The 21,405-nt window shown below is 36.0% G+C and carries 18 protein-coding genes; 6 read left to right on the top strand and 12 right to left on the bottom strand.

Annotated elements, in window-relative coordinates; all coding sequences use genetic code 11:
• Nucleotides 1-23: 23 nt before the first annotated feature.
• The 5 genes from gldG to M0G43_RS08670 form a co-directional block, all read right to left on the bottom strand.
• The gene (gene gldG / locus M0G43_RS08690) at nt 24-1,694 is read right to left on the bottom strand and encodes a gliding motility-associated ABC transporter substrate-binding protein GldG (protein ID WP_248025097.1); all 1,671 of its coding nucleotides are present in this window, start codon (nt 1,692-1,694) and stop codon (nt 24-26) included.
• Nucleotides 1,681-2,205, bottom strand: coding sequence for a hypothetical protein (locus tag M0G43_RS08685; protein WP_248025095.1), 525 nt, complete (start codon nt 2,203-2,205; stop codon nt 1,681-1,683). The genes gldG and M0G43_RS08685 overlap by 14 nt, the downstream gene beginning before the upstream one ends.
• A gap of 1 nt (nt 2,206) precedes the next feature.
• Nucleotides 2,207-2,929, bottom strand: coding sequence for a gliding motility-associated ABC transporter permease subunit GldF (gene gldF / locus M0G43_RS08680; protein ID WP_248025093.1), 723 nt, complete (start codon nt 2,927-2,929; stop codon nt 2,207-2,209).
• A 133-nt stretch (nt 2,930-3,062) separates the two neighbouring features.
• Nucleotides 3,063-3,359, bottom strand: coding sequence for a putative quinol monooxygenase (locus tag M0G43_RS08675; protein ID WP_248025091.1), 297 nt, complete (start codon nt 3,357-3,359; stop codon nt 3,063-3,065).
• A 44-nt stretch (nt 3,360-3,403) separates the two neighbouring features.
• Nucleotides 3,404-4,237 carry an S-adenosyl-l-methionine hydroxide adenosyltransferase family protein gene (locus tag M0G43_RS08670; RefSeq protein WP_248025090.1) on the bottom strand — a complete coding sequence of 278 codons (834 nt, stop codon included), beginning with the start codon at nt 4,235-4,237 and terminating at the stop codon, nt 3,404-3,406.
• 207 nt (nt 4,238-4,444) lie between these two features.
• Here M0G43_RS08670 and M0G43_RS08665 point away from each other — a divergent pair, with 207 nt between their 5' ends.
• The 3 genes from M0G43_RS08665 (at nt 4,445) to M0G43_RS08655 (ending at nt 7,151) form a co-directional block, all read left to right on the top strand.
• On the top strand, nt 4,445-5,398 hold the full coding sequence (locus M0G43_RS08665) for a PhoH family protein (protein WP_248025089.1): 954 nt from the start codon (nt 4,445-4,447) through the stop codon (nt 5,396-5,398).
• 178 nt (nt 5,399-5,576) lie between these two features.
• On the top strand, nt 5,577-6,092 hold the full coding sequence (locus tag M0G43_RS08660; RefSeq protein ID WP_248025087.1) for a hypothetical protein: 516 nt from the start codon (nt 5,577-5,579) through the stop codon (nt 6,090-6,092).
• Nucleotides 6,093-6,200: 108 nt separating this feature from the next.
• Nucleotides 6,201-7,151, top strand: coding sequence for a phosphoribosylaminoimidazolesuccinocarboxamide synthase (locus M0G43_RS08655; RefSeq protein WP_248025086.1), 951 nt, complete (start codon nt 6,201-6,203; stop codon nt 7,149-7,151).
• On the opposite strand, the gene M0G43_RS08650 is transcribed toward M0G43_RS08655, so the two are convergent.
• Nucleotides 7,148-8,293, bottom strand: a complete 1,146-nt coding sequence (locus M0G43_RS08650) for a heparan-alpha-glucosaminide N-acetyltransferase domain-containing protein (RefSeq protein WP_248025085.1) — start codon at nt 8,291-8,293, stop codon at nt 7,148-7,150. The genes M0G43_RS08655 and M0G43_RS08650 overlap by 4 nt on opposite strands.
• A 138-nt stretch (nt 8,294-8,431) precedes the next feature.
• Here M0G43_RS08650 and M0G43_RS08645 point away from each other — a divergent pair, with 138 nt between their 5' ends.
• A complete protein-coding gene (locus tag M0G43_RS08645) occupies nt 8,432-9,802 on the top strand; it encodes an alanine/glycine:cation symporter family protein (RefSeq protein ID WP_248025084.1) in 1,371 nt (456 codons plus the stop codon).
• A 57-nt stretch (nt 9,803-9,859) separates the two neighbouring features.
• Here the strand turns inward: M0G43_RS08645 and M0G43_RS08640 are convergent, their stop codons facing one another.
• The gene (locus tag M0G43_RS08640) at nt 9,860-12,034 is read right to left on the bottom strand and encodes a DUF3857 domain-containing protein (protein ID WP_248025083.1); all 2,175 of its coding nucleotides are present in this window, start codon (nt 12,032-12,034) and stop codon (nt 9,860-9,862) included.
• 3 nt (nt 12,035-12,037) lie between these two features.
• Nucleotides 12,038-13,960, bottom strand: coding sequence for a transglutaminase-like domain-containing protein (locus M0G43_RS08635; RefSeq protein ID WP_248025082.1), 1,923 nt, complete (start codon nt 13,958-13,960; stop codon nt 12,038-12,040).
• A gap of 195 nt (nt 13,961-14,155) precedes the next feature.
• Between M0G43_RS08635 and acs the strand changes: the two genes are divergently transcribed.
• Nucleotides 14,156-16,063 (top strand): acetate--CoA ligase, encoded by a 1,908-nt coding sequence (gene acs, locus M0G43_RS08630; protein WP_248025081.1) that lies wholly within the window; start codon nt 14,156-14,158, stop codon nt 16,061-16,063.
• A 253-nt stretch (nt 16,064-16,316) separates the two neighbouring features.
• Here the strand turns inward: acs and M0G43_RS08625 are convergent, their stop codons facing one another.
• Genes M0G43_RS08625 through M0G43_RS08615 form a run of 3 tightly spaced genes read right to left on the bottom strand, consistent with a single transcriptional unit; the run spans nt 16,317 to nt 18,907 of the window.
• Entirely contained in the window at nt 16,317-16,982 is a 666-nt protein-coding gene (locus M0G43_RS08625; protein ID WP_248025080.1) for a response regulator transcription factor, read from the bottom strand.
• Between the two features lie 5 nt (nt 16,983-16,987).
• Nucleotides 16,988-18,649: a tetratricopeptide repeat protein gene (locus tag M0G43_RS08620; protein ID WP_248025078.1), complete on the bottom strand. Its 1,662-nt coding sequence runs from the start codon at nt 18,647-18,649 to the stop codon at nt 16,988-16,990.
• A 27-nt stretch (nt 18,650-18,676) separates the two neighbouring features.
• Nucleotides 18,677-18,907 carry a hypothetical protein gene (locus M0G43_RS08615; protein ID WP_248025077.1) on the bottom strand — a complete coding sequence of 77 codons (231 nt, stop codon included), beginning with the start codon at nt 18,905-18,907 and terminating at the stop codon, nt 18,677-18,679.
• A 286-nt stretch (nt 18,908-19,193) separates the two neighbouring features.
• Here M0G43_RS08615 and M0G43_RS08610 point away from each other — a divergent pair, with 286 nt between their 5' ends.
• A complete protein-coding gene (locus M0G43_RS08610; protein WP_248025076.1) occupies nt 19,194-19,670 on the top strand; it encodes a hypothetical protein in 477 nt (158 codons plus the stop codon).
• Between the two features lie 73 nt (nt 19,671-19,743).
• On the opposite strand, the gene M0G43_RS08605 is transcribed toward M0G43_RS08610, so the two are convergent.
• Complete coding sequence (locus M0G43_RS08605) at nt 19,744-21,186, bottom strand: hydroxymethylglutaryl-CoA synthase family protein (RefSeq protein WP_248025075.1); 1,443 nt, start codon at nt 21,184-21,186, stop codon at nt 19,744-19,746.
• Nucleotides 21,187-21,405: the final 219 nt, after the last annotated feature.

Raw genomic sequence — 21,405 nt, 5'->3', positions numbered from 1 at the left:
AAAACAAAACTTATTAACAACTGTTAGGTATATCGCTTCTTGCGGAAATAGTTAAATACGAGTCCGAATAGTGCCAAAAACACCAATGGCAATCCAATGTTGATGATTTGCCATTTGGTTTTTTCACCCTCAACTTTTTGGTTGTCCAAAAATGGAATGACCACTTCCTTGTTTCGAATGTTTATAAGTCCATCATCGTTCAAAAGATAATTGACGGCATTTTCCAAGAATTCCTTATTGCCAAACTTCCTACCAGACCAACGGTCGAAGCCCAATTCCTGCGGCACGCCTTTTACCAAATCATTTTTGATAACGTCACCATCAGCGATTACGATCATTTTGGTAGGAACACTTGTGTTTTTTACATCTTTAAGTTCAAAAGGCTTAATTCGATTGTTATAAGCGGACGTAAATTCACCTTCCAATAGCACAGCAAGTGGTTGCGGACCTTTGTTGTATGTTTCAGGATTCGGTTCTTGTGTTACCATATCCAAACTAATTTCTTTTGGAACACCTTCAAGTTTGGTCAAATCGGAGCTTCGAAGTAAAATGGTTTTATTGACAGAATTCTTCAAAGTGTCTATCTGACTTGCAAAATCAAATTTTACTAAATTGATGTTGTTCGTAACCGGATGGTTTGGATTTGCAGAAGCCAACGGAGAATATTGCCATTGCAAAGGTTGAAATTGTGCCTGACTGCCTTCACCCATTGCCAACCAAATAGGAGCAGAGTAGAGGTCATTCACCATCACAGGATTGATTCTGACGCCATATTTGAAGAATACATCATTCAAATTCAAATCTCTCATCACAGCCACGGCACGTCCTGCATCGTTATACAGGCTGTCTTTGTCTATAATTACAGATTCTGTCAGCCATAAACTTTTGCCACCATTCATCGTATATTGATCCAATACCATTTTTTCTTCTTCAGAAAAAGGAACTGTTGGTTTTGCTACAATGATGAGGTCAAAATCATTGATCGCCTTTAAAGTGGCTTGAGGATTGTTCGCAACGCTATCCAACGTAAAAGGTGCCAGATAATAATGCTCGCGAATGCTGGTAACAAAATTATAGATATAACCATCACCGAGTTCGCCATTTCCTTTAAGAATGGCAATCTTTTTATCTTTTGGTGTCACCAATTTCTTGAATCCTTCGGCAAAAGCATATTCCAGATTTTGTATGGAATTGGTCACTGTTTCATCAGCTGTGGCGCCAATCAAATTTTTAATCAAAGGAATTTTAACGGTTTGGTCGTGGTAACTTGCCAAAGCCCAGGGAAACACAAGAGCTTGCGATGATTTGCCACTTTCCTTGACGGATAATTGCAAAGGTTCCAAACCACGTTCAATCAATTGTTGAATGTTGGAATCTCTTGTTTTTTCATCTTCCAATGGGTCGATAAAACTGAATATTACTTCTGGATTATAGATTGAGAACTCTTCAAGCAATTGACGTGTTTCTGTCTGCAAACGTCTGTATTCCGAAGGAAATTCACCCTCAAGAAATACATCAATAATCAATGGTGAATCAACATCTTTAACCGTATTGAGCGCTGATTCTGATAAGGTATACCGTTTATCTTGTGTGAGGTCAAAACGCTTGTAAACCTTACTTCCGATAACATTCACAACAATGAGAATGATAAGAAGGATAATAATATGCTTTATATTTGATTTATTCTTCAGCATCCTCGTTTTGTTCAGAACCAGTTGGCTCTAATTCTAAAATTGGCGCTTGGTAAAGTTCAACGTCCACAACTTTATTATTTTTGAACACGATAAGCATATTATCCTTCTGGTCGTTCATAGCTCCTGGCTCAATGCCTAAACCATAATTCCAATAATTGGCATCTTTTCCGTGGATGGAATCATTCCAGCTTAACCATTCGTAATTGCCCAACAAAAACTTGACATCTCCCTTTGAGCGACCAATCAATTCCTTGGATTCCACCAAATCATCGCTCATTTCATAACGCAAAGATGGATTGTCTTTCCAGCTGCTGGAATCAAAATACTTTTCGTGGTGATAGCTGCTGAAAATGTTCACCATGGGATAAAATCCGTAGAAATAAACAAAAGGAGTCGCAATGACGCTGATGATGAAGGTCAGCCACTTTCGTTTGTCAATGGTGTTGACAAAAAGAAACACAAGTATAAAAACAATCAATAAAAAAACGATAAGCGTTACTGATGGAATCATTTTACTTCTTTTGGATATTTAGTTTGGTTAAAAGAATAAAAAATATACTGATACTGATGAAATACAATAAATCGCGCGTGTCCAAAACACCTCTACTCATACTTTTGAAATGATACTCCATACCTAGTTTTTCAAGATATAGAGCATCTCCAAAGATTTTATAATTGGAAAGCCCTTCAAAACCAAAGTAGAAGAAAAAGCAAATGAACACAGCAATAATAAATGCCACAATCTGATTGTCGGACAATGTTGATGAGAAAACTCCAATTGCTGTGTAGGCTGCCACCAGAAATAAGAGTCCAAAATAGGAGCCCAACACGCTTCCTATATCAAAACTACCTTCAGTAGCTCCCAGTTTTGAAATGGTAAGAACATAAAGCAATGTAGGAAGCAATGCAATGATGATAAGAATAAACGCGCCAAAGTATTTACCCAGAACAATTTTTAAGGTTGAAATAGGCTTGGTAAGCAACAGTTCCAATGTGCCTTGCTTTTTTTCGTCGGAAAAACTGCGCATCGTTACAGCAGGAATCAAGAAAATCAAAATCCAAGGCGATAATAAAAAGAAGGCCGACAAATCAGCAAAACCATTGTCCAAGATATTGAATTCGCCTTTGAACATCCAAAGAAACAAGCCATTCAGCAATAAGAATACGGCAATCACCAAATAGCCAATTGGTGAGGCGAAAAATGTATTGATTTCTTTTTTTAAAATGGCGAGCATTTATCTTTATTTACGATTTTCGATTGTGCATTTTGCCACAAATACACGAATGCTTTTTATTTTTAACTGACCACTGACCACTGACCACTGACCACTGACCACTGACCACTGACCACTGACCACTGACCACAGTTTACTTTAAACTGACCACCTTATCCACACTCCAAGCTTCTGGTTTGTCATTGAACAAGATTTTGGTCTCTGCCCAAACATCTTTGAACAAATCAGATTGCCTATAATTTTCCAAATCAGTTGCGTCGTCCCAATAGCTATAGGTAAAAAAGATATTGGTTTGTTGTTGGTCTCTATACAGTTCCAAAAACTCGCAACCTTCAAAATTTCTGATATGGTTTTTCTTGGCGTCAAAATTAGCAAGAAACTTCTCTATTTTAGAAGGTTCAAAACTCATTTTTACAATTCTTACTAACATATTTTTTTTACTTTTCCGTCTAAAAAATGCTTACTGCGCACTTCCTATTTGCTGAAATTTACCGTTACAGTATCTCTTAATTGCAAGCCCATCAACGTAGAAGCACTTCCTACCGTTGAATTATCACTTTTGTAAATGGCAATCTCAAGATAGTCAGAGGAATTGAACAATACCAATGCCTTGCCTTCGTCATTCCGGTTTTCAATAGGCGTGTCAAAATTAACAATATCACTATATTTTTTAAAAATCTCCTTAAATTTATAGCTTCTTGCGAAAATTTCATAAGAGCGTCCTTTCTGAATCGATTCAAAAAACTTCCGACTGATATTGGTGATGACATTACCATAATTATCAATATAAATCACATTTCCTATGATTTGATTTTTCTCATCATTCACAAAAGGATGCATATTCCTTATGGGTTTAATGTGGTCTATCACTTTGCCAACCACTTCGAGAGTACCACCACGAGCGATATGACAGGCCACTTTCGCAAAAATATCTAAGACGGGAAAATTCGTTGCTACTTTGTCGTGTATATTGATTTCCACAATCTTTTCGGCAGCGATTTCGGCACATATCATACTCATAATGCCGTTATTGGCACAAATAAAGTAATGGTCATCAAGTTTTACGGCAATGTGTTTGTTTTCCGGATTGAGTTCAGAATCAATACCAATAATATGAATGGTTCCTTTCGGAAAACTATTGTAAGCATTTTGTATGATGTAAGCCGCTTCAAGAATATTGAATGGCTGAACGGAGTGCGAGATATCAACAATTTTAAAATCTTCTGATTCACTATAAATGGCACCTTTTATGGCGCCAGCATAGTGGTCTTTTTCACCAAAATCAGTCGTTAATGTAATGATTGCCATAGATTGATGAATGCGGTTTTTTTAGAATTGTTGGTCGTTAATTTTATAAACTCCTATTGTTGAAAAATATTTGATTTTTAAATAAAAGAAGACAACGACGTTTGATTTTTTCCGTTAGATTTGTATAAACAGGTTAAAAGTTGGTCGCTGAATCAGCACCACAAAACTAATAAAACAAAACAGATAATTTAATAAATCGGACAGCTTTTGAATGAACTTATAATTGAACTGGAAGAAATAGCTCCAAAAGAATTTTTCGGTGAGCAAAATGCAAATATCGAACTCCTAAAAAAGTACTTTCCCAAACTAAAAATTGTCGCCAGAGGTAACAAGATTAAAGCTTATGGCGATGAAGATCTTCTCGAAGAATTTGACCGTCGTATGGAAATGCTCACAGCGCACTACGGCAAATACAACAAACTTGATGAAAATATGATTGAACGTGTCCTTACAAGTGACAGCACTGAAGATTATACAACGTCCGATCAAAGTGGAGAAGTCATTGTGCACGGTGTAGGTGGTAAGCTCATCAAGGCTCAAACGCTCAATCAACGACGATTGGTGGAAAGTATGCGCAAAAATGATATGGTGTTTGCCATAGGTCCTGCAGGAACAGGGAAAACTTATACAGGTGTCGCCTTGGCAGTACAGGCCTTGAAAAACAAAGAAGTTAAGCGTATCATTTTAACGCGTCCTGCTGTTGAAGCCGGAGAAAATTTAGGTTTCTTACCAGGAGATTTAAAGGAAAAACTAGATCCGTATATGCAACCACTATATGATGCGCTGCGCGATATGATTCCTGCTGAAAAATTGGCAACATTTATTGAAAATGGAACAATTCAGATTGCACCATTGGCATTTATGCGTGGGCGAACTTTGGACAACGCCTTTGTGATCTTGGATGAAGGTCAGAATACCACTCACAATCAGATGAAAATGTTCTTGACACGTATGGGTAGAAATGCCAAGTTTTTACTGACAGGCGATCCTGGACAGGTAGATTTGCCTCGTCGCACCATTTCGGGTCTTAAAGAAGCTTTGTTGATTCTGAAGAATGTAGAAGGAGTAGGCATCATTATGTTAGACGAAAAAGATGTCATTCGTCATAAATTGGTCAGAAAGATCATTGAAGCGTATAAAGGTATTGAGAATAGAGAATAATTTTGCCAATAGTCGATAATGTCATATTCTTACTGACATTGAGAACTAGTATGACATTATAAACTATCATTTTTAAAATCAACTAGTTGAAAATTGAGCTCGCAAATTCTTAAAAAATGTGTTTCAATTGGTATACATTTTGTCAGCTGACAGCTTAATAATTTTAAACATAAAAAAAATGAAAAAACTAGTTTTAATGATTGCTTTGCTGGTTGCAGGTGTAACATTTGCACAGGAAGTTAAAGTAAATGATAACGTAACTTCGGAAAATTCTTGGTTGAAACTCGGCTTGAATGCTGGAGTTCCCATGGGAGATGTGGATGATGCATCATCATTCTCTTTCGGATTAGAATTGAAAGGGCAGCACCTTGTAACGCCTAACTTTGGTATTGGTCTTACTACAGGATACAGCAATTTCTTTGGTAAAGATGGAGTGGATGATTTTGGTGTCGTGCCTGCTGCAGCCTTTGCGAGATACTATTTTCAGCCAAAAGGTTTGTTTGTAGGAGCAGATTTTGGTTATGGCTTCTTAACTGGCGTGGACAATCTTGATGGAGGTCTTTATCTGAATCCTCAACTGGGTTACCACAACGATGATTGGAATTTCTATGCGTATTACCAAAACACGTTTGCAGATAACGACATAACAATCCAAGTATTAGGTGTTGGGGTTACTTATAACATCAGATTCTAAAAACTAAAAAACACGAAAAGAGCGGTAATTACTGCTCTTTTTTATTTTAAACTATTGCCAACTAACCTTATTTTTGTATTCTTAAAACAACTTCAATTCTTTTTAACAATGAAAACCATCATAGACACCAATTTCAATTTTCCAGGTCAAAAACATCTTTACAAAGGAAAAGTGAGGGAAGTCTATAACATCAATGATGACTTATTGGTGATGGTTGCTACGGATCGTTTGAGTGCTTTTGATGTAGTGATGCCTAAAGGTATTCCGTACAAAGGTCAAATTCTTAATCAGATTGCTACAAAATTTATGTCACAAACAGAAGATTTGGTACCGAACTGGTTGATAGCCACTCCAGATCCTAATGTGGCGGTCGGTCATTTGTGCGAACCTTTTAAGGTGGAAATGGTCATAAGAGGTTATTTGTCAGGGCACGCAGCGCGAGAGTATAAAGCTGGTAAACGAACATTGTGCGGTGTCAGTATGCCAGAAGGAATGAAGGAAAATGACAAGTTTCCTTCACCAATAATTACTCCTGCAACCAAAGCTGAAAAAGGCGATCACGATGAGGATATTTCTAAAGAAGATATTCTGAAGAGAGGCATTGTTTCCAAAGAGGATTATGAAATTTTGGAAGATTATACTCATAAGTTATTTCAAAGAGGAACTGAAATTGCAGCTAGCAGAGGACTTATATTAGTCGATACAAAATATGAATTTGGCAAAACAAAAGATGGAAAGATTGTCTTGATTGATGAAATCCACACACCAGATTCGTCACGATATTTCTATGAAAAAGGATATCAGGAAAGACAAAACAAAGGAGAGGCGCAAAAGCAACTGTCAAAAGAATTTGTGCGTCAATGGTTGATAGCCAATAATTTTCAAGGTCTGGAAGGTCAAACAGTGCCAGAAATGTCAGATGATTATATTGAAACTGTTAGCGAGCGTTACATAGAGCTCTATGAGAATATAATGGGAGAGAAGTTTGTTAAAGCAGATGTCTCAAATATAGAAGAACGTATTAAAAGCAATGTCGAGCATTTTCTGGCTTCTTATTAGGTAAAATCGTCTTCTGAAAGATTGTCGTAATCTGTTCCGGATTTCTTGGGTTTAATAACCAAATGTAAAAGACGTCTTAAATGCGTATATATGAAAGCATTTGTTTTTCCCATATAAAACACAATCAAGCAGACAACGATCATAAATGCAATGGCGCCGAAAACGGCTTCCCAGGGCTCCAAAGACTTGTACCAAAAATGCTTCAAGCCAATACCTGTAAAACTTCCGTAGATGATAATAAAATGCACTACATATATATTGAGTGTTTTTTCACCAATTTTGGTAATGATGGATTGTTTTAGATAATTTTCCAGCAAATAGAAAAAACCAAAATACAAGAATACATTTCCAAGTCTTAAAAATAAATAGTTATAGTTTGCTGAACGTTCAAATAGTTCAATATGAGTTATATGATATATTATATGTAAAGCTTCAGTTGAATAGGTGAGAAGCAGAATCCCCAAACCAAAAAACAATCCAATCATAATTTTTCGGAAGTTCTTTTTTTGTGAATATCGAAAAAACATTGTAGCCAGAAATCCACCAAAAGCCACATATCCAAACCAAGGAATAATGGTGAATACAGAACCATTTGCTTTGGACAAATAGTTGGAAAAAACTAATGGTACATTCGGTAAGGATAAATCTCGATACAACGGCTCACATAGAAAAATAATAAAACTCGTCACAAGCAGTAAAATGGATAAAACTTTACTGTTTTTTTGTGCCAAAAAATATAGCCCTATCAACATTAATAATGAGAGCCCTATACATTGAAGCACATCAATCACCAAAAAATAAGTGTCAAATTGACCTTTAAACCACGAAAAGAATGGAATACGCAACAAATAACCAATGCCAATTAACATCAAACCTCTCGTCAATCCTTTTTTGACCCGTATGCTATCATCACCTTTTTCATTGGCTTTAAGCATCAGATATAGTACAACCAAACCGGAAATGGTAAAGAATGTGGGAGCAGTAATTCCTCTAAAATAAGCCCAAACTGTATATGCAGTATAAGAATTGTCCCTGTAAAGCGGATTAAGCAATGTATCTACAAAATGACCTTGTAACATCATCAAGATGGCAAAGGCCCTAACGGCGTCCAGAAAGTATAATCTTGTAGATTTAGGTTTCAATGACAGTAGTTGTAATTGTAAATATAATGTTAAAATTCAAAATTAATAACTTTTGCAATCATTACTTATTTTTTGAGTTTCAATCTTAAAGTTTATAAATGGAAAACAATATCTTTAATCCTTTGGAACACCAATTTCTTGAAAACTCTTGATGACATACTAAAACTCTATTCCGATTATGCTTGGGGTTTGCCCTTATTGATTTTATTGATTGGAGGTGGCTTGTATTTACTTTTATTGAGCCGTTTTTTACCTTTCCGATTCATTGCTCACGCCATTCAAGTTTTAAGAGGAAAGTACAATGATCCTAACGATCCAGGAGAAATCAGTCATTTTCAGGCACTGATGACGGCATTGTCGTCCACCATCGGGATGGGTAATATTGCTGGCGTAGCCGTCGCAATTCATATTGGTGGACCCGGAGCTATGTTTTGGATGTGGGTGAGTGGAATTATTGGAATGTCAACGAAGTTTTTCACCTGTACTTTGGCAGTACTTTATAGAGGAAAAGATAGCGATGGCAAAATTCAAGGTGGTCCGATGTATTTCATTATGGAAGGTTTAGGGAAACATTGGAAACCGTTGGCAATTTTCTTTAGCATTGCTGGTTTGATTGGCGCTTTACCTGTTTTTAATGTGAATCAATTGAAACAAGCCATTAATTTCATTTTACTTGAACCTAATGGTGTCGAAGTCAATGATTGGACAAATCTCGCCATTGGTATTGTATTGATAGTTCTCACGTCCATTGTTATCTTGGGAGGTCTAAATCGTATCAGCAAAACGGCTGAAAAACTGGTGCCTGCAATGGTCATCCTTTATTTTATTTTGGTCTTGATAATTCTCGGGATTTATATCGAAGAGGTTCCATATTATTTGAAATTAATGTTTACGGATGCTTTCTCGGCAAATTTTTTCAAAGGGGATGCCTTTTTAGGGGGAACCTTAGGCGGTTTGATTTTGCTTGGCATAAGAAGAGGAGCCTTTAGCAATGAAGCAGGTATTGGTACAGCTCCGATGGCGCACGGAGCTTCAAAAACTGATGAACCGATTCGCGAAGGATTGGTTGCAATGTTGGGTCCTGCCATTGATACGTTGATTGTTTGCACTCTGACAGCTTTGGCAATTTTGGTGACAGGTGTTTGGAAAACAACGGATGTCAATGGTGTTAGTTTAACAGCCACAGCATTCAATGACGCAATGCCAGGCTATGGAAAATATCTGTTGCTTATCTGTATTGCCACATTTAGTATTTCCTCTTTATTTACGTATTCTTACTATGGCTCAAAATGTATGTCATTTCTATTTGGAGCAAAAAATAAGCATTACTACAATTATTTATACATTGCAAGCATTGTGATGGCAGTCATTACACCTTTACCGATGATGCTTAATCTCATTGATGGCACTTTTGCATTAATGGCGATTCCCACGATGACTGCCACGTTGATTTTAGCGCCAAAAGTTATTACAGAGTTCAAAGGATATATTAATCGTTTGAAAGCATAAAAAAAGCCATCTTTTCAGTAAGAACAGATGGCTTTTTTTGTACTCGTTTAAGATAGACTATTCTTTCTTCAATAAAATCTTTTCGTTGGTAAACTGATTGGCTTCGTCTAGAAATGCAATCATCAGCGGCCAATTTTTATTTGGCTCATAGTTGTGTTTGTATTTTTTTGAGGTGTTGATAACCAACTCATCACCTTCAACAGTTGCTGTGCTCTTAAATGAACCAGTTGAATTGTCTACCGATTTGTTCAATTTATCAAGACCTGACACGGAATATCCTTTTGGGATGCTGAAGCGTATCTCATAATTGTAGCTTCTCGGATAATCCATATAGATGTTCTCTGTTCTTTTGCGCTCTTTTTCCGTTAAATCTATTTGTCCTCCAATTAGTTTTCCAATTTCAACTATGTAATTAGGACCTGCTTTCTTCACTAAATTATCATTTTGAGCATTAAAGCTTTCAGTAAATGTGAAATAAGTTTCCAATCCATAACGGCCTGTAGCATCGATGCTGTAGCTGTAATCTTCTGCCTCTTTCACATTATATTCGCTTTGAGCATTATTCTTGAAACGTTCCAATTGTTTCTCGTGCAGTTTTTCATTTAGCGCATCCATTTCTTTTTTGAACCTTGCTTTTTCTTTCTTGTTTTTGATCAAATCCAACAGCGATTCTGTTTCGTATTTTTCATAATCTTCATTAACATAATCGCTATAAAGCAAACGTTCACTCAACTGTGCTTCCTTTTCAAAACCTTTAAAACTATTCACGACTTTGAAGTTCATTTTACTGAAATCTTCATTAAGCGACACTTCAATATTCTTTTTGGTTTCATTATCGTTATGATTGGAGGCAGGTAGTTTTCCGTCTTTAATAACGTCAATTTTACTTTTGGTGGCTGACAATAAGTATGCATCCGTTCCTTCAATTTGAGCTGAATACTCATCGATGCTGGTGTGAACACCAAAAAATGCCGCATACATTGGATTAGGCGTCAATACTTTTACAAGGACATTGATATTTTTCTCAATCAATAAATCTTCAATACCACCATCGAAACGCTTTTTTGCAATGACAATTTCATAATCGATCTTTTCACGTTTTAAAAATTCTGTAAAATGGCGAATGAATTGTTTTTGATTTTGAATAAACACAGGATTTATACCATAATACATAAATGGATTATAACTGATTTTGGCTTCTTGTGCGTAAAATGCCTCGATGAAACGAGTTAAATAATAATGGCGCATATAGTAATACGCATCTGCTACTTTTTTCTCTTTGGAAGTGTAATCTTTCCCCTTAAAGAAATCTTTGATGTCACCAATATCACCATCTGGTTTAAACCTAGTATCGTAAAGATTCAGAACTTCTTCCTTTGAAACAGATTTTTTGATAATATCTTCTTTTTCTGGTAAAAATGCCATCGCTCTGTCCTCAAATGTACCAGAACGTGCAAAATACACCTGAAATTTATAAGAAGGCAATTCTACCAAAGGATAAAACCATCGAGGATATTCGTTCTTTGGAATATCTGAAGCAATCAACTCATAGCGTCTGATACTTCTTTTTTCGGTTTCCACTTGTTTTAATTCTGGAGCCCCATTGTAGGAATTAAAGTTGATGAAAAAATCATTTTCTGTTTCAAAAAACAATTTAAAATCCATTATCGGATATTCCTCTCCTAAACTAACTTCTACGGGGTCAAAACCAAAAGCATAAGTGCTTTTAAAAGGCTCTAATCGGTAAAAGTAATAATCAATGATATCGCCAACTTCAAGATTTGAAATGGCCACCTTCGTTTCGCCATCTACTTCAACAGCTTCATTTTCTACGTCCAACTCCGTTTCTGTGCCATCGGGTTTCACAATTTTGATGCCTACGAAGTTATTTCCTTTCTCTCTCCAGCTATAACGCCCTTTATTGGAACGAAAGCGTTTGGTATATGTAAACTCTGAAAACTCTTCGACAGAAGCTTTGTCGAGTAGTTTGATACGCTTTCTTACAGAAGAAGTGTAAGTCACATTCTTTCCAAACTTATGAAAATCATAATTTTCATTTTTGTAAATAACAACAGCCGATTCGTTTTTCCACTTGTCAGGAATGTCATTTTTATCTTTATAGGAATCATTTGCACCCCAAAAAAACTCTTTTGCAGCAAGTTCTTCCTTGCTCTGTGCCATCATTACGCTTGAATAGGCAAGAGCTAAAACTAATAGTAATTTGATCTTCATTGGTTATTCTTTAGTGAGGATAATTTGTTCGTTGTAAAGTGTATTCAGTTTTTTGATAAAACCATTCCATTCTTCAAAATCAGCGGTTTCAATCTGTGCATTTTTGATCTTGAATCGTTTCTTGTACACAATGGCATTCCCTTCTTTTGAAAAGGCCACAGACATATCATAATTTTTACTTTTTACTGAAATGTTTTCAGGCAAATGAGATACTTTATAACCAATAGGAATTTCTAACCGTAGATTTGACTCTAAATCCTTTTTGGAACTGAACATATAATCTGTTTTTCGCTTTTCAAGTTCGTAACCAGAAAGTTCCTTGTCAATATCCAAATCTACATAAATCAAATCATCAAAAGAAGACACAGCGTTTTTGATGTTGATGTCATAAGAGATATCGATGTTGGCATCTCTATCCAACAAATCGGTAGTGTTGATGCCAGAAACTTTTATGTTACTATTGCCTTTATTTAGGTAATACTCCAAAAATTCGTCTTTCTTGTCATTTTTCAAAGTGTTGAAATAATACAATAAACTCGAACGGCTTTCACCTCTATAAGTCTTGTCAACCTTTCCTGAAATTGATTCTTCACTCAATTTTAGAGTGTAATTGATATTTTCTTTGTTGAATTGCGCATCGTGTGTTGGTACATTTTTCAAGATAAACTTGTCACCATCTTCAATCATCACTTGTTTTCCTTGGATACGATCGGCATACTCTCCATAGGCATTGAATTTTTCTGTACCATCCAAAAAGATAGCTTGTCCATCTTTAAACAGCGTGCAAATCATATGATTATCAACCGAAAGGTTTGGTGTGGAGTAGTCATATGCAATGTGTTTGGTCCCAATCCAAGTCAAGCGTGCATCAAAACCAGCTTCGACTAGCATTTGTTTGGTTAAATTGGCCATCCCTTTACAGTCGCCATATTTTTTGTTGTAAACATTTGAGGCTTCATCAGGTTTAAAGCCTGCAATACCATCTTCAAAAGCGATGTATCGAATATTGTCTTGAACCCAGTAATAAATGTTTTTGATTTTTTCTTCATCCGATTTGGCGCTAGACGTCAATTCTGTAACCTTGTCCTTGAAGGCAGAATTGTCATTTTCCAATTCGTCTACCAAAGATTTATACCAATTGTACAAATCTTGAGTTGAATTGAAAATAGGCTGTACTGCATCATTGTATGTGTATGATTTAGCCAAAATCAAAATATGTGGATAGATGTAAGTTGGGCCTGGCGCGTTGCTTTCGTCGAACATGGCAGGTACATTTTCCATTGTAAAAGTGAATGTCTTGGCTTTGCTTTTACTATCAGTAGTGACATTTTTTTTGATGGAATATCCCTCAAAATTCATCTCTTTGAGCTCAACATCCAACCATTCTGGTATTTCGATGGATATTGTTCTTTTTACCGTTGGATATTCGCTATTGAAATATAACTTGGTAAAATATTTAATGTCCTTATAATGCTTTCGCAGTTCCGTTAGATAGCGATAGCCTTTCAGAGGAAAATCTACGTGCGTATACTTCACCCGAGCATCATTATGAAAAAGGTCAGAGCTTTTATACGCTTCATCTTTGAGATAAAATGAAGTAGGCTTTCCATTTTTATAGTTGATGTCAAAAACACCTATCGTCGATTCGCCATCATAAAATGAATACATCTGGATATCTGCCCTTGAATCCATATTGATGTAATCTTGTTCGGTAAATTGTTCAACCGTGACTTTCTGTTCTCTTTTATCCAAATCGAAAGTGATGACGTCGCTGTAATTTTGCAAGGCAACGTGATCATCAGGATATAAAGCTTTAAGTTTTGAGGCGTTTGTTTTTTCAGTTTCTGTTGGCTCTACATTTTTTTGAGAAAATAAAGGCAAAGAAATACTTATCACAAGAGCGAGGCAGTACAGCTTTTTAAACATAAGCGGGATAGTTTAGCTCGCTAATATATACTTTCAATGTTTATTTCAAAAGAAATTTACAAAATATTGAAATCTTGTACTTCTCATCGATGAAAAATGAGTTTCAAGGTAAACTCCTCCATCTGAATTTAAACAAATAATTGATTTCTTAATACGAAAGAGAAATCTTAAATTGCTAGAATAAATCTTATATAAATGAGTAATTATCATATAAAAACGCTTGAAGAATATTTTCAAGTGTATCGAAAGTCCATACGCGAACCGGAAAATTTCTGGGAAGAAATTGCAGAAGAACATTTTCTATGGCGAAAAAAATGGGACAACGTATTGTCTTGGGATTTTTCCAAACCTGAAGTGAAATGGTTTGAAGGAGCCAAGCTTAATATTACAGAAAATTGCATTGATAGACATTTGGCAACTCGTGGCGATAAAACAGCCATCATATTCGAGCCCAACAATCCTGATGAAGCATCACAGCACATCACATACCGGCAATTATATGAGCAAGTTTGTCGAATGGCGAATGTTTTAAAGAGTCAAGGGGTTAAAAAAGGGGATAGGGTTTGCATCTATCTTCCAATGATTCCAGAGTTGGCAATTTCAGTATTGGCTTGTGCTCGCATTGGAGCAATTCATTCGGTGGTGTTTGCAGGGTTTTCATCGACAGCATTGGCAACCAGAATCAATGATTGCGATTGTCAAATGGTGATTACGGCGGATGGTTCCTATCGTGGTGCCAAAACAATTGATTTGAAAGGAATAGTTGACGAAGCTTTGTTGTCGTGTCCAGATGTAAAGAATGTATTGGTAGCCAAACGAATCAATAGCGACATCAATATGAAAGATGAACGTGATGTTTGGTTGCAACCATTGCTAGATAATGCTTCAACCAATTGTCCTGCCGAGATAATGGCCTCTGAAGATACTTTGTTTATTCTATATACTTCAGGTTCCACAGGAAAACCTAAAGGTATGGTGCACAGCACTGCTGGGTATATGGTATATACTGCCTACACATTTAAAAATATCTTTCAATATAGAGAAAATGATGTCTATTGGTGTACTGCAGATATTGGTTGGATCACTGGGCATAGCTATATTGTTTACGGTCCTCTTTCTAATGGTGCAACAACCATTATGTTCGAAGGTGTTCCTCAATATCCAGATTACGGACGCTTTTGGCAAATTGTGGAAAAGCATAAAGTCAACCAGTTTTACACCGCTCCAACAGCGATTAGGGCATTAGCAAAACAAGGATCAGAATGGGTTGAAAAGTATGATTTGTCTTCACTGAAAGTTTTGGGTACCGTTGGTGAGCCAATCAATGAAGAAGCTTGGCACTGGTACAATGAAACAGTTGGAAAAAAACGTAGTCCGATTGTAGATACTTGGTGGCAGACGGAAACAGGTGGTATTATGATTTCTCCAATCCCATTTGTAACGCCCACAAAGCCTACATACGCAACTTTACCTTTTATAGGAATACAGCCCGCATTGATGGATGAAACAGGTGAAGAATTGAAAGGAAACCAAAAAGAGGGGCGTCTGTGCATTAAATATCCTTGGCCTAGTATGGCAAGAACGATTTGGGGAAATCATCAGCGTTACAAGGACACTTATTTTTCAACGTTTGAAAACAAGTATTTTACTGGTGATGGAGCGTTGCGTGACGAGGTTGGTTATTATAGAATAACAGGAAGAGTTGATGATGTAATCATTGTGTCAGGTCATAATTTGGGCACTGCGCCTATTGAGGATGCCATTAATGAACATCCTGCAGTAGCAGAATCTGCGATTGTAGGTTTTCCACACGATATTAAAGGCAGTGCCTTGTATGGTTATGTGACATTAAAAGATACAGGTGAAACTAGAAATCAAGATAATTTAAAGAAGGAAATCAACCAATTGATATCAGACCGTATAGGAGCTATTGCTAAACTTGATAAAATTCAATTTACAGAGGGACTTCCAAAAACACGTTCAGGAAAAATAATGAGACGAATCTTGCGAAAGATTGCGGAGAAGGATACTTCAAATCTTGGAGACATTTCTACTCTTTTGAACCCAGAAGTGGTTCAGAATATTATAGATAATTCATTATAGAATTATTTAGGTTTTTTGTTAAAAGAGAAAGGTGTATCAAAAACGATACACCTTTCATATAATCTCCCGTAACAAAGCTAACCAGCTTATTAATTACAATATTAGAATAAGCAAAGTATTTTTCCTTACGGAAATCCTCAATTTGCCAAAAAAAAACCATCTTTAAAATATAAACAATTGATTAACAGTGAAATATGAAATATAAATTCCTTAAAAATTAATTCATATTTTCTAATTGTGGTTTTATATGTGGTTAAATTAGTCCCAAATCCTTGACAGTCGATACGAGATGTATGGCATTATTTGATTTAAATTGGACACGAAGTTTATTGATTTTCTTTTCAATCGAACTAACGCTATTTGGTGTGATGTTCAATTGCTTAAGAGATCGACTGATTTCTTCTTGTGATTTGCCTTGTGAGAGCAGATTGAGAATTTCCAATTCATAATCATCAATCTCCAAGTCATTTTTTGCGTTTAGTGCATTTTCCAAATGTGGCGATAAGTATGTCTTGCCAGCAACAATGGCCTCAATGGCTTCCAGCAGTTCTTGCAGCCCTTTCCTCCCTTTGCCAACATATCCATCGGCCTTGTAAGTGTATAAGATAGTTTTGATTTTCTGGAGCCGATCATCCACTGAAAAAGCAATGATCTTAAGTTTCGGAAATTCTTTTTTCAAGATTTCGATCAATTCATCACCAGACTTAAAACTCTGCTCTCTGTAATCGCGTTCAAATGAAAGGTCTGTAATCAAAAGATCGTAGGGTACGCCATCCAAAGCCGCTTTCTTGATTCTGATGTAGGCATCGTCACAATATTGTACTTTCTGAATGTCCTTAATGCCGAGTTGGGTCAAGGTTGCAAATACACCTTCATTGATGCCACCCAAATCATCAGACAATAATACTTTTTTGAACATAGAATCTAGACAGTTAGTGTTGCTTTAAAGCCTGCTCCAGGCTCTGATTCAAAGTTAATAATTCCGTCAACAGATGCAATACGGTTTTCCATATTTGTACAACCACTACCTTTATGAAGGGTGGTGCCAATACCATTATCCTTGTACGCGATAGTAAGTTTTTTGGTTTGCTCAAATTTTAATACAACTAAAGTGGCTTTACTGTGTTTCTTCATATTGGTCATCAATTCTTGGAGGACTCTATAAATGGCAACCTTTTTTTGATTTGAAAGCAACTTCCAATCTACATCTTTAAGTCCTTTTGTAATGATATTTACATTCTCATCGTGGTAACTGTTCAACAAATCTTCAAGTTGCGATTTAAAATCCGAATGTAATATGTCACTATTCTCTTTGGAAATGTCTCTTGTCTTAACATAAACATCTTCCAATTCATCAAGAAAGTGACCATCATTTGATTTTGAAGTTTGAAGTTTTGACATGATTCTAAAAATATCGTTTGCCACTTCGTCATGAACCTTTTTGGATATTCTTGTTTCAGTTTCGTAGACCTTTATCAGTTTTTCTTTTTTATGTCGATTTCTTAATATGATATAAAGAAAAATACTCATAAGCAATATTGTAAGTCCTGCGAATTGATAAACAAGGGTTTTGGTTCGTTGCTCTGATGCTGCGAGTTGACTTTCTTGGGCTTTTCTCTCATATTCAGAATAGCTATATTGTATTTCAGCAAACTTATTCTCTTGTAATTGCTTTGCCTTGGCGATACTGTCTGTAATATTTTTATACTCGATTGCCAAATTATTTCCTTCAACATTGATAAGGTTAGAAAGCGCATCCTCTAGAAAACTTGCACTGTTTATGGCTTTCGCTGTTTTGTAAGCTTTACGGGCATAAAACAATGCACTATCTTTCTGATTCGCACTTTGAAAATATTGGGTTAGCGTTTTGTAACTTGAATATAGACCGGTTATTTCATTCATTTTCTGTCTCATTTTCAAGGCATTTCGAATGTCTATTAATCCTTCAGGGTTATTAAGTTTTGTTTTTGCATACCCAAGATTGTTTAGAGAAATGGCTTCTCTTAATGTATCACTATTCTTAATGCTATTTGAATAAACATCTTGAAGTTCTATTACTGCTAAATCATAGTCCTCCTTATCAATATATATATTTGCGATGTTATTTAAAATTACATAATTAGTTGAAGGAACTTGATTTTTGGCAATTGCAGTTTGATAATATTTTATTGCTTGATCATAATTATAGAGAGAACGATGAATCAATCCTAATTGATTATATAGGCCAGTCATCGCGTTTGTTGTATCAACATTATTTTTTTGTGAATTTATAAGCCTAATAGCTTTCATCACCGATTTTTCACTTTCGTAATAGGAACCTAAGCTACTTTGAATGATTGCTATCATTCTTAAGTCGCTAATGGCACTTAGGGTATCTTTGGCTTCTAAATCTCGTTTGACTTTTTTATTGTAAAACTTATAAGCTTTAGATAAGTGATTTGCCTCTTTAGGTTTAACGGCCAAATTATAGTAATAGAGTAACGTATCTTTTTCATTTTGATTTTGAGCAAAAACAATGTTTTGACCTAATAGAATTAAGACTAGGAGGAAAAAAATATAGAGGAATGAAGTGTTTTTAAATTTCATTCCTCTAATGTACTAAGTATTTTCAATTTATCCACCAACACCAGTTGATGGCGGAGGTGGAGGAATATTTGTTCCATCACCACAGCATGCTTGAGGTTCATTGGTATCATCTTGTAATGCAGTTGGGGTACAAGAAAATAATGCCAAATTGAGGAAAACCGTAAAGATTATTGCAGATATTTTTTTCATTTTGTAAGTATTAAGATTAAACATTGGTAGTGTGGTGAGACCATCGCCCAAAAGATGCGTCAGAAACAACCAACTTATTTATGAAGAGTTGCCTCTTCTCTGGGAAGTATGGAGCTCGGTATTAAAGAAGTATAATCACTTCCCAGGGCTATACAACTTTAAACCTTGACTCCTTATAAGTTTTTGAATTCGCGTGCCTTACCGCGATATAAGGCTTATCCCAAAACTCTTATGACAAATTTAGTATCGATCACTGGGAAGCGAGGGAAATACCGTGGAAATTTTGTGGAAATTAAATTCCATACGGTTTTCCTCAATAAAGCAAGCAAATATTAATCTCTCAAATCCTATAATTATGCACAGCAATTTGTTACAACAAGCTTTTGAAAAAGCACAAGAAACCATTTCATCAGATAAGCCTACACATTTATCGCGACATCTTTCTGACTATATTTTAGAAGATAGCCATGAGCCTTTTGGAGAAAAGAGTTTACGAAATTACTACAAACGAATTTTTTTAAATCAAGAGGTCTGTTTAAAGCCTTATGTGGTGGAATCTTTGTGCCATTATTTAGGCTACAATAGTTATGAGGCTTATGTCGTCAATATCCCAAAAAAGAAGATGACTAAAAGAAAGATAAGTAAAAAGAGTATTATCGCCCAGGCCTTTATGCTGGCCTTTATGGCTTTCTTATTTTTGATATGTACCTTCTCACACAAAAGAAATAGAAGACCTATTTGCGAATTGCTTAATGATTACCATACCGATATTGAAGATTATTTCCTTCGATTGGAACGAATTATGAGATATATGCAACGAGAGGCAGCTTAATATCGAAAAATCATGGATAGAGGTGTACTTATGTCTCTCGATTTAGTAGTATTACTGAATTGAAATGGAATCTCTAATTGTGAAAACTATAGTAGCGATAGCCATTTTTTAATGGTGTGGTCTCAATATTGCTCAATGATATATATTGTTGGTTTGAAACCGAATTTTTTAGTTTTCGCTTATGAAGATTTTCATAAGTCGATACATCAATAGATTGACGTTGATGAAGATATTCAAATAATTTTGAAGGTTTTATGACAGATTTCCAATTGTCCTCTACAATTCCTTCAAACACTTTTGATTTAGAGCCACTTCCATAACTGAAAAAGCCTATTGTATTTCCTGCAATATGTATGTTTTTGTCATACGCCATATTCAACAGACTCAAAAGAGACATAAATATGGAAGCGGTGTACATATTTCCGATATCTGATGAAGCGCACTCACCTAATTCTATCTTTTGTGATGTGAAATCACGATATAGTTCTGTTTTACTGGCATTACGTATCCATTCGCTGTCTGCTTGTGAAGACGGTTGTCCAATGATTTCATAGAGCTTATTAATGGAGTTATTGTCCTTTAGCCAAGATATCCAATTGTTGACAATCATTCTACGTCCTTGATAGGCGTAGGGAAGGTGAAATAGCAAATGCTGCCAATCTTTTAACACATTGACCTTCTTTTGAGTTCTAAAGTGCTCAAAGGCCTCTTTGATACGGTCTTGGTAGCACTCATTAGAATAAGGACCATCAAAGACAGGTTCTTCCTTGAAGATATTGAATTTCGCTTCACCGTCTGACCAAAAAGACGAAGTGTCTTTTTCCATCAGGTTTTTAGCTTCATCATCAGTAAGTGTAGTGCCCAATAGGGCAGCAGTGCTTTTAAATACTTCTACTTTGTCAAATAGGCGCCTTGGTTTAAAGAAATCGCCGACGCTTTGAGAAGCTACGCCCCACGTGTCTCCAATGGAAATTAAGGATGGAGATTCGGAAAGTAGCATAGCTACGGCTCCTGCACCTTGCGTATACTCACCAGTAGAGTTGAGTTCGTATTTGGCATAATCTGAAGCAATGACAATGGCTTTTCGGTTTTTTCCAGCACGAATCCAGTCAAGGGAGTTGTGAAGAGCATCAACAGCTCCTATGCAAGCAAATGTCATATCTAGAATGTCACAATGTTTAAAGCAACGCTCTCCATACACTTCTTTTAATTCAGCTTCTACCGCTTCCACGGCATAGGTGCTGGTAGGCTTTGCTGCGTCCAAAGCGCTTTCGGTACCGAGGTAGATTCTTCCTATGGTTTTTGGGTCTAAACTGTTTTCATTAATGAGTTTAAGCAACGCGTTTGCAGCGAAGGATGCCGCATCTTCATCGGCATCTGGTACTGCCATGCGATGTAGCCCCAAGCCTTTGTTGAGCTTTGCATATTCAATGTTGCGAGCTGCCGCAAGGTCTGAAATAGAAAGATAAAGAGCGGGTACATAATAGCTAATGGCGTCGATTCCTACTTTAGTCATGGTTGATGAGGTATTGTTAGCAGATTTATTAACGTGCATTCGATAGTTTTCTGATGCAAAAGGTGGTGAATTTACTAATTAAGTTCGGATTGCTTTTATGGATTGTTTAGGAATGATTTATTTTTTAATATGTCTGAATTTTGAAGGGTGTTTTTTATAATATTCGTAATTTTTAGACATGAATCGGGCTGACCTTAAGTAGACCTTAACTAGACCTTA

The sequence above is a fragment of the Subsaxibacter sp. CAU 1640 genome (assembly GCF_023156585.1).
In the GTDB taxonomy this organism is placed as follows: Bacteria; Bacteroidota; Bacteroidia; order Flavobacteriales; family Flavobacteriaceae; genus JBPOFM01.
This window is presented reverse-complemented; position numbering and strand designations above follow the sequence as displayed.